This is a genomic window from Prochlorococcus sp. MIT 1341, assembly GCF_034092415.1.
Lineage (GTDB): Bacteria > Cyanobacteriota > Cyanobacteriia > PCC-6307 > Cyanobiaceae > AG-363-P08.
In genome coordinates this window covers 577,437-591,610 of the sequence record NZ_CP139304.1, presented here as the reverse complement: position 1 = coordinate 591,610, position 14,174 = coordinate 577,437, and the positions used below count along the sequence as shown (strand labels likewise).

Below are 14,174 nucleotides of genomic sequence, written 5' to 3'. Positions count from 1 at the left end.
TAAATTCTTCATGTTTGATGAAGATAAGAAAGTAATTAGCATAAAGATAAAATTATTATTTACGTTAATTTAATTCTTGGTTTTTGCATTATTATAATTAATATTTCACTACAAATATTAATTAAGCTATATCTGAGATGCCCTTTAGCAAATTAAATACTTATAGGAGGTTTTGAATTAATATTTATTCAGTTTATTCAAGAAAACACTACTTTGATCTTCTAAGATTTTATAATGATACTTTTCATGGAGTTTTTATTTGAAATATTTGGTGGCACATTCATAACCTGAATTTCTTATGTCTTGCCCTTCATCTACAATTAATTTGAGAGCACAATCACAATATTTTTCTATAGATTCTATAGAAGTTCCTTCTATACTAGTGTTCATGGAGGCACTGGAAATACAGTCCTTGAGTTGTTCTTGAGGATATGCCATAGCTTTTGTTGAAAACATTAATAAAACTGTTAATAACAGAGAGACGATTCTCATCATGATGACTCCGAATACTTTCTTGCATAATACTAAATAGTAGGAAAATGCATTATTTAAAGAATGATTGCCAATAAATAGGCTTAAGCAGTCTACTATAATGAGAAAAAGTTCTATTTTTGATGATTTCTAAACTTGTTTTTCTTTATGATGGAGAGTGCCCATTTTGTGCACACTTTGCAGAGTTGCTTGAATTAAAGAGTGGCTTGCCATCTATTCAAATTAAGAACGCAAGAGAGAACCTATTTGAACTCCCTAAAGGTTATGATATGGATACTAAGGGCGCACTTTTGAAAATAGAAAATGAGACTTTATATGGAGCTGATGCTATCAACTGGATTTGCTGTCAAATAGACAACCCAACAGATTCACTATTAAAAATACTTTCAGTTATCTTTTCATCTGGTAAACGCACTCACTTCTTGTTTCCCCTTCTTTTAAATGCACGTCGCATCACTTTGCTATTAAAGGGAGTTCCAAGAAAAATAATTTATAAGCATGAGTCATCAACAGACTTGTAAAACTAACATCTTCTCAGCTTCTTCTCGAGCTTTAAGCATAAAATCTTTCATCAAATCTTTCTCTAAAATCATCAAAATTAAATATCTTTACTAGTTTAATTAGTGAAAAATTACTAGGCTTGAATAAGAATCAAATAGTCTCGCGATTAATGGTTTCGATTTTTAATGAAATAGTTGAAATATGTTTTTCAATCAAGGAGTGATAATAAACGTATTTAATAGTATCTCTTTCCTTGCTAGATTTTAATACTACCTATTTAGAGTAATTATAGTGAGTTTGCCAGTTTCCATAAAGGCATAAGCATGTCTTGCAATGCATCTTGTTTTTTGGCACTCTATAAAGATGAAGCAAATCAACTGTCCTGAGTGCGGCAAGCTGTTCAAGATCGATGAGACTGGATACGCAAATATTCTTAAACAGGTAAGAGATGATGAATTTGATGATGAGTTGAGTAAGAGGCTTGCACTTGCTGAAAAAGATAAGCTCAAATCTATTGAGATTGCCGAAAATAATTTGAAGATTCAGATGCAGAGGTCTTCTGCGATCAAAGATACAACAATTTTGGAATTGAGATCGAGACTTGACTCTGCAGAGTTTGAGAAAACTCTTGCAGTTACTCAGGCTAAAAGCCTTGCCGACAAAGAGCGTGATGCGCTTGTTTATAAGTTGGAGAAGGTTCAAGCAAATAGTGAAGCTTCTCAAAAGCTTGCGTTAAATAGGGTTGTTGGTGAATTCCAAAAGGAAAGAGATGAACTTAAGCTTAGTCTTGAGAAAGCTGAACTTGTGAAACAACTTGCAGAGAAATCGATGAAAGAAAAGTATGAAATACAGATTAAAGATAGAGACGCTGCTATTGAGAGGTTACGGGATATGAAGATGCGTCTTTCGACTAAGATGATCGGGGAATCTCTAGAACAGCATTGTGAAACAGAATTCAATCGGTTTCGTGCGACAGCTTTTCCAAGGGCTTATTTTGAAAAGGATAACGATGTAAAAATGGGAAGCAAAGGAGATTATATTTTTAGGGATATAGATGAGTCAGGAACGGAAATAGTTTCCATTATGTTTGAGATGAAAAATGAAGTTAATACAACTTCAACAAAACGAAAGAACGAAGATTTTCTTAAGGAGCTTAATAAAGATCGAGTCGAGAAGAAGTGCGAATATGCAGTTTTAATATCATTACTTGAACCTGAAAGTGACTTTTATAATTCTGGCATCGTAGATATGTCTCACCGTTACCCTAAAATGTATGTGGTTAGGCCTCAGTGCTTTCTTCCACTTATTACTCTTCTACGTAATGCTGCAATTAAATCACTTGAATATAAGTCAGAGCTTGCTCGCATAAAAGCACAAAGCATAGACATCACGAATTTTGAAGAAAGCTTGGAAGTCTTTAAGGATTCATTTAGTAAGAACTATAAACTTGCCTCAAGAAGATTCGAAGCAGCTATTCAAGAAATTGATAAATCAATTGATCATTTACAAAAAACCAAAGATGCTTTATTGGGAGCAGATAGAAATTTACGTTTAGCTAATGATAAGGCCCAAGATGTTACTGTAAAGAAACTAACTAGAAATAACCCAACTATGGCTTCAAAGTTTCAGAGCATTAGAAGTAAAGATGCTGCCTAATAAATAACTACCCCTATGAATTAGAGGAGGGGGTACTATTTTTAATGAGACTAGCTGATCTACGTCAAAGGACCTTGCTTTACGATTGGACTAAATATTCTAATAGTCTTTTTAAGACTGATCATGTAGAGGCCAATTTTTCCTGAATCTTGCAATATGCCCTTATTTTGTTAGTTCTGATGTTCTGACAGGATTGGCAAATATAAAAGGAATGCCGATAACTCTCATAAGTTTTACCAATGCAACTCAACTAGTGATATAGGTATTTACCCCCGTCAGGGTATAGACTTTCTTAAGCATTCCTACCTAATCTTCGTGGACTTGAATCCCTATAAGCCTTTCTTTCAGGCTGGAGCTAAGAAAAAAATTGTAGCAATGATTTTTTCATCTTTAGCTACTTTCAATTTCTTTGCCTAAGAGGATTTTGCTTCTTATTACGTCTGACCAGGTAAACGGTAATAAAGGAGCTTACTCCAACTTGAAAATGCATTCCTTAAAGCTCGGCTCCAGGTTTTAGGAGTGTGAGGTGACTTCATTGACCACAATCAACTTTTTAAGTACTAGCTAATCTGGGAATATAAGGAGTTGTTTTTAAACATTTCTGCAATTCTAATAAGTTGGTTTCCTGGCTTTTGCTGAGTTACGTCAGAAAACATGCCTTGTTTTGCGTTATTAATAAATTGACTTGTGGTGAAACGCCTTTCTGATTCTTCTCTAATTGTGTCCTTATAACAGGTTTTTAATGTTTAGAGAGTTGAGGTTCCTGTCTTTCTATTGCCTCCCCACTTAAACCCTTCTTAGGGGTTTTTACTTAATAGAGGGTAGCCTTTGGCGTCGAAATTTTTAACTTTCAATAGGTGGCCCCCTGATCTTTCCTGTTCTGAGATCTACTGCTGATTAGGTTGTCATCTCATTAGTTCAATTACGGTAGGCTCTTTTATGAGATCAGGAAATGTATTTATCCTTTAAATAATTTAGCCAACCAATAAATATTTTATTTCGAATGATTTTTTCGCATCAGATTTGAGTTGAATATCAAAGTCCACAACTAGACCAATTGAAAGCAATAAAAGGTCTAAGTAGATTTGTAAAGTCGATAATTGCTACCCTATACTTGTTTCTGCTGATTGCGAAAACTGACTTAGGAGAGCAACTTTGATCAATTTTTAACAAGGATTTGCTTGCCAAGTGGTTGTAGATTTGGAGTAGATTTGTGTATCACTAACTCAAGTCTCTTTCTCAACTAAAGTTTTAGGCTATCGCAATTATTTGAAGTATTTTTTACCACATTCATTAGCTGAGGGAATGTCTTCCTTACCTTCATCTAATGTAAGCCTCAATGTACAATCACACCAATTTCTTATAGAGGCTTCAGGAACTCCTAATACATTGGGACTCCTTTTTGCACCAAGTACGCATTCGGTGAGTTGAGTTTGAGGATAGGCGATAGCCCTAGTTGAGGAAAAGAAAAAAATTAGGAGAAAAATGACTAAAATCCTCATTTGGTGATCCTCTTTGTTCCTTATATTTATAGGGTAATGATGCTTTGATGTCATTAAGGCTATTTTGTCTGCAAATAGTGTATGTGTGAGCTTTATATCTAGGAAAAGCAAACTGCTGATGCAATACAACTTTAACAAGGGTGAGACGATTATGTTCAATGGGCTTGCCCATTGATGAAAAGGCTCCCTCTACCATTATATGTTTTTTACTCCGCTGGCTAAGATTAGTATTTGCAATGTTGGAGTTATGTTTTGATGATATGGGAAGATATGTTTAGAAAGACATGTATTTGTTCTAGGAGGTTCAATCGTAGGAATTATGTACTAGTATCTTAAGAGTAATCGTTTTGTTTCACTCTTTTAAGATGATTGTTGAAGGAGTAGATCTTCCTTGCCGGGGAAAAGATGATTCGATCTGGATTAGGGAGCCAGTAGGCCATCTTTGATAGAACATACTAACTTCATGTCTTACTTCTCTGTTCCTCTAGTTCTAACTGGTCGTTTGCTTAAGGATTTTCTAGTACATGTCATCCAAATAAAAATTACAGAAATAAAAAACTGATATAGCAATGTACCCTCTTAAAAGTATAAATTTAGTTAAGGAAATTCTAGTAAGTGATGTAGCTGAAGAAAATAGTAGCTTAGCCTATATAGAGGGCAATGATCAGGTCCCTTTCTCTATCAAACGAGTTTTTTATATATACGATGTTAAAGCTAATGAAATCAGAGGAAGACATGCCCATAAACTTTGCAATCAATTTCTTATTTGCTTAGCTGGTGAAGTGGAAGTAATTTGTGATGATGGACTGCAGAAGAAAACATTTACCTTGAAATCTCCTTTGGAAGGTCTGCACATACCTCCTACGATTTGGGCTGAACAAATTTATAAAACTACTGGTTCTATAATGTTGGTTTTGACTGACAGGAAATATGATGAATCTGATTATATTAGAAATTATAAACGTTTCTTGGAATATAGAGAGAGGGATTTCTGAATACACCCCATAAGCCTTCTGTTCTAGGTCAGTTAAAAAGTGACAATTGCAATCTTTAAATTATAAATCAACTAATCCTTAAATATTGTCCACTGCTAATTCACCTACCATTTTTGTACCGAGAAAATGGCAGCCTGGAGCTGGCAATGCTTCCAAAATGCCAGTGTTCTCTTTTTATTACTTGTTTTTGAGTCCATACTTCAGCTTTGCCAATGTCTCCTTAGCAGCGCCTTTATGTCTAAAGATCCTTTGGAGATAAATTTCGTTGGAGCGAGGCTATTTAATTCTTGTTTTCGATTACTCACAAAGGAATTCTTAGCAAGGAGCCTACAAAAGGAATCTTTGGTTACATTGGAAATAAAGCAATAGAGATCCAAATGCCTGCAGCAACACCCGCCAACCCAACTACAGCGAGCAAAGTCAGAATGGTTGGTGCCACGAATAAATCTTTGTACGCATCAACCCAGTCCCGCTTTGCGATAAACAAGGTTATACAGAATTTAGGCTCTGGGAATGATGGAGTGCAATTCTTTTTTGCAAGTGGTTTAAGAACAGCACATGGTAGAGATTGACAGAACAATATGAAATAACCCATAAGAGCAACTGGTCATCGAGCAAAGGACTTTCCCTAAAAAACAATCAGCTCATTGTCTGGAAGAGAGGGCGGGCAGCCCCTTCAGGGATTGCGCTTAATAGCTTCTGCTGTGTGCCTATAGCGAGTATCACAGATAGCACAAAGAAGTTAATCGATTCCTGCAGTAAAAAAAATAGCTCCTGTACGAACAAAAACGAAGGCTTTGTTATCCCCGTCTGTAGTAGTGGATCACATCGTAAATAAGGTAAATCACAAAGGTCACTCCAAGATACAAACCTAGCCTCGGAGCTTTTGACAAAAAATTTAGGGAATTTGATTTTGTTTCTTTCTTTGTTTTGGGAGCCAAGCCCTGCTCTTTTCTCCTTTTAGCTTCTCCCATTTTTGCTTTCTCCTAAGACACTAGACCCAGCTTAGAAAGGAAGTCAAAACTAATGCATCAAAATCAAAGCATAAAGTCCATGTATATGCCTCGAGTATTTATTTGCCTTCCAGGCATTGATAGTCGAACATTGCCTTGCTCTTCTTTTCAAGATTGGTTTGTTCTGCCTTTCTCCATGTCTGCCCCACTTTTTCGCATTGCTCCATATTTTTCATTTCAATTTTCTCTAGTCCACCAGCACCAATGTATTTCCACCGAATAATTAACCAAATGCTTTCCGCGTTAACAGCTTTTGGTAAAGCGAAAATAGAGATTGAGGCAAGGGCTATGAGGTTGATTGATTGCATGTCTGGATTTGTGTTTTTTAATTGCTTTTCCAGACCAAAGGGTAATTACCTCTGGAAATAAAGAAATGGCTCGACCAGATAAGCATGCTCTAGGGAGAAAGCCAAAGATCATCAATTACTACAAGGAGAGTGTTTAAGCTGTTGCTTTAGCTGAAGGAGCTTTTCTTGCTCTTCCTGGCTTAGCCGCTGCAATGGGAGATGCCTTGGGTGGAGTCTTCTTAGCTACTTTCTTAGTCACCGTCTTTTTAGAAGAAATCTTAACTGCTTTTTTGTCTGCAGAACCTTTGCGGTTGCGATGGGCAATGATGAGAGCCCACTCTTCGGGACTTACGCTCGCAGGCTTGTTGCCGTGAACTTCAGACTGCTTTGCTGCTTTCTCAATATCTTTAATTAGGTTCTTCCAAGATGCAGCATAACGTTTGTCAGATTGGGACTTTGCACCACTCTCAACAAGTGTCTCTACTACACCTTGAGCAGTTACTTTCTTACGACGACGATTGAAGATTTCCTTCTGCAATTGAGCGATCATGGCATCTGCCTTAGCGCTCACTTTGATAGTTAATGAAGACATTAGCGCGTTAATTCCTACTATCTACACCTAGCAAACGCAGTAGACCTTGTTCAATTACCAACTAAATGTTGCTGAGATTAAATACCTTTCTGCTAGTGAACGGCTATGCCGTACTGCCTTGCAATATCTATTAAGTCTCTCAGTTTCAGATTTAAAAGTAGCTCTTACTGGCTTGATAAGCGTTGAAGTTATCCAGACTGCGACGATCTTTATACATCGCTCTAGTAATTCGTAGTGCAAGCTCTTTTTTACTCATGCTGCTTCTCCAAATTGTTCATTGATTTGTTTCCAACCGTTTTGAATGAGTTCATCCCATGTCTCTAATGCAGGCTCTAACTCAACTTTTCTACGGTTTTTGAGGGTTTTTGGAGTGCCTTTGTCAGAGGCACTCCACTTGTCCATATAAATCTTTGGCCACTTTCCCGAACAGATTGGGTCTTTATGGAAAAGAAGCAACCAGCGCCTATTCGGATCCATTAACCAGCCTTGTGGATGCATGACTACGTCGCCTCTGGACACCAACTGATTTTTTCCTCTGTACGTCGCATCCAAAGAGGACACCTGCTATTTAGATGTTCTCCATGAGGGATCAGGCGTTCACGGATGCGGCATGTAAGAAGAGTTCTGCAATGTTTGTCGCATGAATAACCAAAGTGCTGGCATGTCATGCAAACACAAGCTGAACGTGATTTCTTGAGAGAACCTTCTTCGAGGTATTCCCAAACCTCTTCTTTTGGATAGCTTTTCTTTTGCAGTACTTTTTGGGTGCGGTACGGAGACATTGGCCTGTTCCTATAGGGTCTGCTATGGAAGAACTCCATGCAGACGCCTGAAATAAGGCATAAGGCGAGGAGGCGGGAGCCATTGATGTATAGCAGTACATATGTACTAGCAAGGATGTAGAGTGTTTGTCAAGTAATTGATTCGTTGACTTTTGAAATAAATATCAGAAGGCTATTAACGAGGTAGGCGTATAAGTTTTGATGACGAGTTGAAAATCCCTAGGTCAAATTAGCAAAAACAAAATGTTCTACTCAAGATTGCCCTTGCGTAGACGCACTCAACCTACGGATGCTTGCCTTGCTTCTCAGGCAAGTAACACTAAGCCAATGACATTTTAAATGAGACTCTTTAGGAGCTATTAATTAATACAAAAAACTGGATTTGAAATCTCATTTAGAAAAAAACTTGATTTAGGAAAATTCAGTTAATGATAAGCGTACCTTCGATAATAGATTTATTGAGAAGAAAAGATGACTGTTCAACAAAGACTTAGAAATTATTTTAATAAAAAATCATATGTTTCTGTACTTTAACCAATCCCAATTACCATTTATTTTATCAATAAATTGATTCAGTGAATCATTGTTCCATATCTCTGTTCTGCTTAAACAGTATTTGTCTTCGCGATTAGAATTTTTATTAAAATCACTCGAGAATGCAATTTTATAACCAGCCTTTTTGACATTTGATTGAATAAATGAGTTGTATTTACCATATGGGTAAGAGAAACTTGTAATTTCTTTGCTTAGGATGTCCTCAAGATATTTCTTACTAGAGTTAATTTCTTTCTTTACCGAATCTGTGCTAATTTCTGTTAGCCTAACGTGATTCATTGAGTGCGAACCTATAGTAACCAATGAACTAGATGCTAATTCCCTTAACATTACTTCGTCAATGTAATTACTTTTTTTCGATTTGATAAAGTTTGTTATTACAAATATTGTGAATGGTATTTTCATTTCTAGTAGAATTGGTGCAGCATTTTCATATATATCTCTTAACCCATCATCAAATGTAATTGCAATCCCTTTACTTATGTCTAAAGACTCTAATGCCGATATTTTTTTTATCTTGATATCTTCTCTCTCTTTAAGATAATTCATATGATCTATGAATAAATTTAGATCCAATTCCCATTGAGAAGTAACTGTTTTCTTTTCTAGCTTTTTAATTGAATGGTACATTAAAGTTCGGAAAGGTTGATCATCGTTTCTGTTGATGTTTCTAAGCTTATAAACTTTTGTTATGAATCTTTTTTGTTTTATGTTCATTGCAATTGACTAGTTTGAGTGGCCTAGAAGCGAAATCCACTATGATTATACATTTTTTCTAATGGAGAGTTCATTTAACCCTAATTATTTACGTAGAATTGTATTATGCCTACAATCGTATTGCATCCATAGTTATGGAATCTTTCATGAATTATTCGAAAATAGCTAAATTAAATCCCAATTATCAACTGGAAGTTCTTCCTAAGATATAAGAGGCTTCTTTAGAAGGAAATTATAAGCTTCGAGCTGAGTAAAAATATAACCATCTTTCTTAACGATCAGCTATTTTGCCTGTATGCTAATATAAGAAGATGCAAATTAATTATCAATGAACGAATTTACAGATTTAATTAATGACATTTGGGACTTCTTAAAAGTAAGAAAAAAATATTGGCTTGCGCCTATCATTGCTACTCTTGTTTTAATGGCAGCGTTGTTAATCGTTACTCAAGGATCTGTCGTTGCACCATTTATATATTCCATTTTCTGACATGAATATAAATATTAAAAATGGCTTTAAAAATATTTTAGCTGCATTTGCTGGCTTAAGTGTTTCTTTTTTGGGCCTGGAAGGTATAACAAGAATTCTACATGCTTCAGCTTCCCTTCCTCTGCAGCTTCCTCTAAATTGTGAGAATATTGAACAATCAGTAAATCTTTCTTGTGTTCTTCGACGGATACCTTATAGATCTGGATTGCTTACAAAAGGAACAATGCCACCACATGAGATTTCTGCTTTTAAAGCTTCAAACGATATAGGAATGTTTTCTAATGTTGATTTTTCAGACTTATCTAATTCTGCGGATAATGTATTAAAGATAATCTCTATCGGAGATTCTTACGTAGAGGCAGTACATGTTCCTAATGAAAAGTCTTTTCATGGTTTGTTAAATCAAAAAAAATATGTTGAAAGAATCAATAAACCAGTATTATCAACTTTGTTGGCTTCAGGTGGAAATGCCGCTGCACAATACTTTACTGACTTTAGATTCGCTGTTTCAAGCCTACAATCAGATAATACAATTTTTGTTTTTTATATTGCTGGTAATGATTTTTATGAATCCTACCCTGAATATAAAGATATTAAGATAGGGACCTATTTTAAGCGAAGTAAATCAGGTTTTGATTTTTACCCTTATACATCTAATTTTAAAATCGCTTTGAGACGATTTGTGCTTCGCAATAGCTCAACCGCTAGGTACCTAGCGTACAACATGCCAATAGCAAGTATGGCTTTAAAATATCCTTTTTGTTTGTTTCTTGGATCAACTTGTACTGAAAATACTATTACAACTCCTTCAGATACTCTAGAAGACTATAATAAAAATAAGGTTTCAGATGCAAAAAAAGGTGTAGATAGATTTCTTGGTGAAATGGTTAGTTTTTCTAAAAACCGAGTAAAAAAGACTAACATCATTTTTCTCGTAGATTCTATAAGAGACTATATTTATCATGATCATCAATACAAGGAATCTCCATACTCTCAACGAAATTACTTTATTAAGCAAGCTAAGAAGTTTGGTTTCAGAGTTCTTGATATGAAGCCTGTATTTGAAAAAGACTATGCCTTAAATAGTGTTTATTTTAATTTTAGACATGACGGCCATTTCAATGAATATGGGCATTCGATTCTTGCTGAAGAGATAACAAGGTTAATATCCGATCCGTAGGCTTTCTATATAAACAAGTAATCATATAATTAAATATGTTATATTAGATAGAGGGAATTCTTTTAACTGTGCCTCACTTTTATGCGTAAAAGCGAGAGCCATTTATTGACCAGATTTTTACCTGTTTTTTTCTTATTAAATCTTTGAAGATGTTATGAAAAATAAATCAATAAATTTTCGAGACAGGATTTCGTCGCTAGCTTTATTGAGTTTTTCAATATTCTCGTGCTTAGGGGTATGTGAGGTCGCCATACGAATTAAAAACTCACCAATGAATAATTACGATGTAGAGATGTGGCGCTATTCAAATACCCTTAAAAAGCGAAGTGACGATGACTTGTTAGATTTCGAACATGAAAGGTCAAAATCAGCGAAATTGCAGAATGTAGATATCAGATTAAATAACTATGGAATGAGAGGAGCCTTTATTGAAGAGCAATTTGATGGACGTAGAATATTATTTTTAGGAGGTTCGATCACTTTGGGTTGGGGTGTTGAGGAAGAATCAACAATGACTCGCCAGTTAGATTTAATGCTTAAACAAGGCAATACAAAAGATGTGCAAGTTTTAAATGCAGGAGTAGGAAACTATAATGCTGCTAGGTATACACGGCGGTTTTTTAAAGATTTAATACCCTTAAAGCCAACCGATATTGTTATAAACTATTTCTTGCGTGATGCTGAGAACCTTTTAGCGACTAAACCAAATCCAATTCTAAGTAATAGCCAATTGGCTCTCACGCTATGGATTTTACAGCAAAGATTATTTAATCAAACTGGAGAAAACTCTTTGGAAGACCATTATAGGAGAGTATATTCAGATGAATCAGTTGGACTTATGAAAATGAAGGCCAGTATAAAGAAGCTTTCTTCTTATGCTAAACAAAATAATATTAGACTTTATTTATTAATGACACCGGATATTCATAATCTAGTTGACTATAAGTTTAGTTATATCCATGATATTATTCGTCAAATGAGCAAGAAGCATTCAATTATATTTGTAGATTCTTTACCTGTATTTAGAGGTATTGAATTTAACAAACTATATGCCATGCAAGGTGATCCTCATCCTAATCGTTTAGGACATAAACTACTTGCTGAAACTATATACCCATTAATCACCTCTTATTAACCTTATTTTCTGCTTCTAGATTTTTTTACTATGCTTTTTAGTTCTTTAACTTTTATATTCTTTTTGATACCTTATGTCTTTCTTCATTATCTTTTACCAGTTAGATACCGTAATCTTCTAATAATAATAGGAAGTTCTATTTTTTATGCTTGGTGGAAACCAGCGCTTATATGGATTCCGTTTTGCTTAATAGCCATAGCATATGCTGGTTATAACGCAATTCAAGTTACTGCCCCTACAAATAAAAAGAAACTTTTATTTCTTGTTATTGCATTATTATGTTTACCATTACTTGTCTACAAATATAGTAATTTTATTCTCCTAGAGATAATTTCACCCCTTCTTGGAACAGATATTCAAACTAACCCATACCCAATTCCTTTAGGAATATCTTTCATCACCTTTACCCTAATTGCCTTTGTAGTAGATTCCTATAATAATCGCATAAAATATAAAGTTAGTTTGACTACATTTGCCTCATATATTCTATTCTTCCCCCAGTTAATTGCAGGCCCAATTTTACGATCAGATCAACTTATTCCTCAGCTTATAAGGAATTCAAAAGCAAGACTAACTTCTAGAAGATTTCAATCTTCACTAGGAATTTTTACATTAGGTTTCATTAAAAAACTGGTCTTTGCTGATCAGATTGCTATTTATGTTGACAAAATATATTCAGCTACTTCTATTCCATCTTTTCAAGATACACTCCTTTGTATATATGGCTTTTCAGTACAAATTTATTGTGATTTTAGTGGTTATATTGACATGGCAGTAGGTGTATCATTGCTTTTAGGTGTAAAATTACCAGTTAACTTTAAGAAGCCATATATATCTTATGATCTAGCTGATTTTTGGCGAAGATGGCACATTACCCTTTCTAATTGGCTTAGAGATTATATTTATATCCCCTTGGGAGGAAATAGAGTTACTAACATAATCCAATCTAGGAATCTTTTGTTTACTATGATAGTAGGTGGAATATGGCATGGAGCAAATTGGACTTTCCTTCTTTGGGGCATATTCCATGGTTTAGGGCTAACAATTACCCATTTATTAAAAATATTCTCACTTAAAAGTTTCAGAATATCTACACCATTAAGGATATTTCTTACCTTCCATATAGTTTCATTTTCCTGGGTATTATTTAGATCAACATCAATACATAATGCAATTAATATCTATTCAGGACTGTTCACTATCTCATCAACGTCATACAACGATCTTACTTTATTTGTTGCTCAGAATTTACCTATTATTATCTTAGTTTTTACTTTCTTTGTTACTCATCATCTAGATGATTGGTCGAAAGCAGTATTCTTTATGCGCAAAACACCCCCTGAAGTCAAATATCCTTTGCTACTTTCTCTTCTCATTCTTTGCCTATCTCTTAGCCATGGTTCTTCTGGTAGATTTATTTACTTTGATTTCTAAATACAGATTGTCTATCACTTACCACATTTAAAACTGTTCAGACTATCCAGAAGAAGACGCCTATCAAATTCAGATGGAAGAGCATTAAAACTTGAACGTTGTTCACACATGAATCCGTGATCTGCAGATTCAATCTCGTTATATTTTAGTCGGCTCCCTTCTGGATCCTCTTTTTTCAATGCTTCTTTGATCGCTCTCCGATCGGACGTTGATATCAGTGGATCCTCGCTACCACATAAACAAGTCAATTCTCCGGAGATAGTTGGCAGTAATTCCAGACTGGGTGGACAACCACCCGGACGACAGCCATTAACTCCTGCGCCATAAAAGTTAAAAGTGGAGCTGACAGCAGGATGTGTTGAAGTAATCAATGCAGCGTGACCACCAAAACAAAAGCCAATGCCCGTGATTTTTGATTGTTGGCTTTTCAGTTTTAACCATTCAATAGCGGCAGACACATCGGTAAGAATTTGCTCGGTGGTAGTGAGTTCTTTGTGTCGTCTTCCTTCCACTAAATCTTCTTCGCTATAGCCAAGTTCCAATTCTTGAGCAGTTCGCGCAGAAAGAGGTATTGCCAATCAATTAAATCCATTTCAGCTAATCAATCGACAACACTTTTTACCCAACTGTTTTTTCCAAAAACCTCTGGGAGAACCAGGACTATCCTGGTCAGGGGTATTCCACCAACAACGCAATGGAACTTGAGCATTTTCGACTAAAACCCAATTCCCTGCCATATATCAAAAAAGGATGGTCCTTAATGCATACTTTAGGTAGGAAAAGAAAAGTCGAATGCGATAAATCTAGATGTTGCAAGATGGAAAAGGCACGCAATACAGTGTA

17 protein-coding genes are annotated in these 14,174 nt (G+C 35.3%); 9 read left to right on the top strand and 8 right to left on the bottom strand.

What is annotated here, in order from left to right:
- Window positions 1–255 precede the first annotated feature (255 nt).
- Window positions 256–495: a hypothetical protein gene (locus tag SOI84_RS03005; protein WP_320674937.1), complete on the bottom strand. Its 240-nt coding sequence runs from the start codon at window positions 493–495 to the stop codon at window positions 256–258.
- Window positions 496–614: 119 nt separating this feature from the next.
- On the opposite strand from SOI84_RS03005, the gene SOI84_RS03000 reads away from it, so the two are divergent.
- From SOI84_RS03000 to SOI84_RS02985, 4 genes are all read left to right on the top strand, one after another.
- Window positions 615–1,013 (top strand): hypothetical protein, encoded by a 399-nt coding sequence (locus SOI84_RS03000; RefSeq protein WP_320674936.1) that lies wholly within the window; start codon window positions 615–617, stop codon window positions 1,011–1,013.
- Between the two features lie 343 nt (window positions 1,014–1,356).
- Complete coding sequence (locus SOI84_RS02995) at window positions 1,357–2,649, top strand: DUF2130 domain-containing protein (protein ID WP_320675332.1); 1,293 nt, start codon at window positions 1,357–1,359, stop codon at window positions 2,647–2,649.
- 2,071 nt (window positions 2,650–4,720) lie between these two features.
- Entirely contained in the window at window positions 4,721–5,146 is a 426-nt protein-coding gene (locus SOI84_RS02990) for an FdtA/QdtA family cupin domain-containing protein (protein WP_320674935.1), read from the top strand.
- Between the two features lie 287 nt (window positions 5,147–5,433).
- Window positions 5,434–5,718: a hypothetical protein gene (locus SOI84_RS02985; protein ID WP_320674934.1), complete on the top strand. Its 285-nt coding sequence runs from the start codon at window positions 5,434–5,436 to the stop codon at window positions 5,716–5,718.
- 500 nt (window positions 5,719–6,218) lie between these two features.
- On the opposite strand, the gene SOI84_RS02980 is transcribed toward SOI84_RS02985, so the two are convergent.
- Window positions 6,219–6,467 (bottom strand): hypothetical protein, encoded by a 249-nt coding sequence (locus tag SOI84_RS02980; protein ID WP_320674933.1) that lies wholly within the window; start codon window positions 6,465–6,467, stop codon window positions 6,219–6,221.
- 133 nt (window positions 6,468–6,600) lie between these two features.
- Window positions 6,601–7,038: a hypothetical protein gene (locus tag SOI84_RS02975; RefSeq protein ID WP_320674932.1), complete on the bottom strand. Its 438-nt coding sequence runs from the start codon at window positions 7,036–7,038 to the stop codon at window positions 6,601–6,603.
- A 46-nt stretch (window positions 7,039–7,084) separates the two neighbouring features.
- Here SOI84_RS02975 and SOI84_RS02970 point away from each other — a divergent pair, with 46 nt between their 5' ends.
- Window positions 7,085–7,273 (top strand): hypothetical protein, encoded by a 189-nt coding sequence (locus SOI84_RS02970; protein WP_320674931.1) that lies wholly within the window; start codon window positions 7,085–7,087, stop codon window positions 7,271–7,273.
- A 17-nt stretch (window positions 7,274–7,290) separates the two neighbouring features.
- Here SOI84_RS02970 and SOI84_RS02965 read toward each other — a convergent pair whose 3' ends face one another.
- The 3 genes from SOI84_RS02965 to SOI84_RS02955 form a co-directional block, all read right to left on the bottom strand.
- On the bottom strand, window positions 7,291–7,557 hold the full coding sequence (locus SOI84_RS02965) for a DUF1651 domain-containing protein (RefSeq protein WP_320674930.1): 267 nt from the start codon (window positions 7,555–7,557) through the stop codon (window positions 7,291–7,293).
- Window positions 7,539–7,820: a galactose oxidase gene (locus tag SOI84_RS02960; RefSeq protein WP_320674929.1), complete on the bottom strand. Its 282-nt coding sequence runs from the start codon at window positions 7,818–7,820 to the stop codon at window positions 7,539–7,541. Before SOI84_RS02960 ends, SOI84_RS02965 begins: the two co-directional genes overlap by 19 nt.
- A gap of 513 nt (window positions 7,821–8,333) precedes the next feature.
- The gene (locus SOI84_RS02955; protein WP_320674928.1) at window positions 8,334–9,092 is read right to left on the bottom strand and encodes a polysaccharide deacetylase family protein; all 759 of its coding nucleotides are present in this window, start codon (window positions 9,090–9,092) and stop codon (window positions 8,334–8,336) included.
- A 328-nt stretch (window positions 9,093–9,420) separates the two neighbouring features.
- Here SOI84_RS02955 and SOI84_RS02950 point away from each other — a divergent pair, with 328 nt between their 5' ends.
- The 4 genes from SOI84_RS02950 (at window position 9,421) to SOI84_RS02935 (ending at window position 13,331) form a co-directional block, all read left to right on the top strand.
- Complete coding sequence (locus SOI84_RS02950) at window positions 9,421–9,582, top strand: DUF5989 family protein (RefSeq protein WP_320674927.1); 162 nt, start codon at window positions 9,421–9,423, stop codon at window positions 9,580–9,582.
- Window position 9,583: 1 nt separating this feature from the next.
- Window positions 9,584–10,762, top strand: a complete 1,179-nt coding sequence (locus tag SOI84_RS02945) for a hypothetical protein (protein ID WP_320674926.1) — start codon at window positions 9,584–9,586, stop codon at window positions 10,760–10,762.
- A gap of 271 nt (window positions 10,763–11,033) precedes the next feature.
- Window positions 11,034–11,897: an SGNH/GDSL hydrolase family protein gene (locus SOI84_RS02940; RefSeq protein ID WP_320674925.1), complete on the top strand. Its 864-nt coding sequence runs from the start codon at window positions 11,034–11,036 to the stop codon at window positions 11,895–11,897.
- A 30-nt stretch (window positions 11,898–11,927) separates the two neighbouring features.
- Window positions 11,928–13,331 (top strand): MBOAT family O-acyltransferase, encoded by a 1,404-nt coding sequence (locus SOI84_RS02935; RefSeq protein WP_320674924.1) that lies wholly within the window; start codon window positions 11,928–11,930, stop codon window positions 13,329–13,331.
- A gap of 14 nt (window positions 13,332–13,345) precedes the next feature.
- Here SOI84_RS02935 and SOI84_RS02930 read toward each other — a convergent pair whose 3' ends face one another.
- Together SOI84_RS02930 and SOI84_RS02925 are read right to left on the bottom strand one after the other, a co-directional pair.
- Window positions 13,346–13,909: a dienelactone hydrolase family protein gene (locus tag SOI84_RS02930; protein ID WP_320674923.1), complete on the bottom strand. Its 564-nt coding sequence runs from the start codon at window positions 13,907–13,909 to the stop codon at window positions 13,346–13,348.
- Window positions 13,910–13,924: 15 nt separating this feature from the next.
- Window positions 13,925–14,068, bottom strand: coding sequence for a hypothetical protein (locus tag SOI84_RS02925; protein ID WP_320674922.1), 144 nt, complete (start codon window positions 14,066–14,068; stop codon window positions 13,925–13,927).
- Window positions 14,069–14,174: the final 106 nt, after the last annotated feature.

Excerpts from the sequence above, each read along its gene's own strand:
- SOI84_RS02975 (WP_320674932.1), bottom strand. The coding sequence starts at position 7,038 with ATGTCTTCATTAACTATCAAAGTGAGCGCTAAGGCAGATGCCATGATC.
- SOI84_RS02990 (WP_320674935.1), top strand. The coding sequence starts at position 4,721 with ATGTACCCTCTTAAAAGTATAAATTTAGTTAAGGAAATTCTAGTAAGT.
- SOI84_RS03005 (WP_320674937.1), bottom strand. The coding sequence starts at position 495 with ATGATGAGAATCGTCTCTCTGTTATTAACAGTTTTATTAATGTTTTCA.
- SOI84_RS02955 (WP_320674928.1), bottom strand. The coding sequence starts at position 9,092 with ATGAACATAAAACAAAAAAGATTCATAACAAAAGTTTATAAGCTTAGA.
- SOI84_RS02960 (WP_320674929.1), bottom strand. The coding sequence starts at position 7,820 with ATGTCTCCGTACCGCACCCAAAAAGTACTGCAAAAGAAAAGCTATCCA.
- SOI84_RS02980 (WP_320674933.1), bottom strand. The coding sequence starts at position 6,467 with ATGCAATCAATCAACCTCATAGCCCTTGCCTCAATCTCTATTTTCGCT.
- SOI84_RS02940 (WP_320674925.1), top strand. The coding sequence starts at position 11,034 with ATGAATAATTACGATGTAGAGATGTGGCGCTATTCAAATACCCTTAAA.
- SOI84_RS03000 (WP_320674936.1), top strand. The coding sequence starts at position 615 with ATGATTTCTAAACTTGTTTTTCTTTATGATGGAGAGTGCCCATTTTGT.
- SOI84_RS02950 (WP_320674927.1), top strand. The coding sequence starts at position 9,421 with ATGAACGAATTTACAGATTTAATTAATGACATTTGGGACTTCTTAAAA.
- SOI84_RS02935 (WP_320674924.1), top strand. The coding sequence starts at position 11,928 with ATGCTTTTTAGTTCTTTAACTTTTATATTCTTTTTGATACCTTATGTC.
- SOI84_RS02995 (WP_320675332.1), top strand. The coding sequence starts at position 1,357 with ATGAAGCAAATCAACTGTCCTGAGTGCGGCAAGCTGTTCAAGATCGAT.
- SOI84_RS02945 (WP_320674926.1), top strand. The coding sequence starts at position 9,584 with ATGAATATAAATATTAAAAATGGCTTTAAAAATATTTTAGCTGCATTT.
- SOI84_RS02925 (WP_320674922.1), bottom strand. The coding sequence starts at position 14,068 with ATGGCAGGGAATTGGGTTTTAGTCGAAAATGCTCAAGTTCCATTGCGT.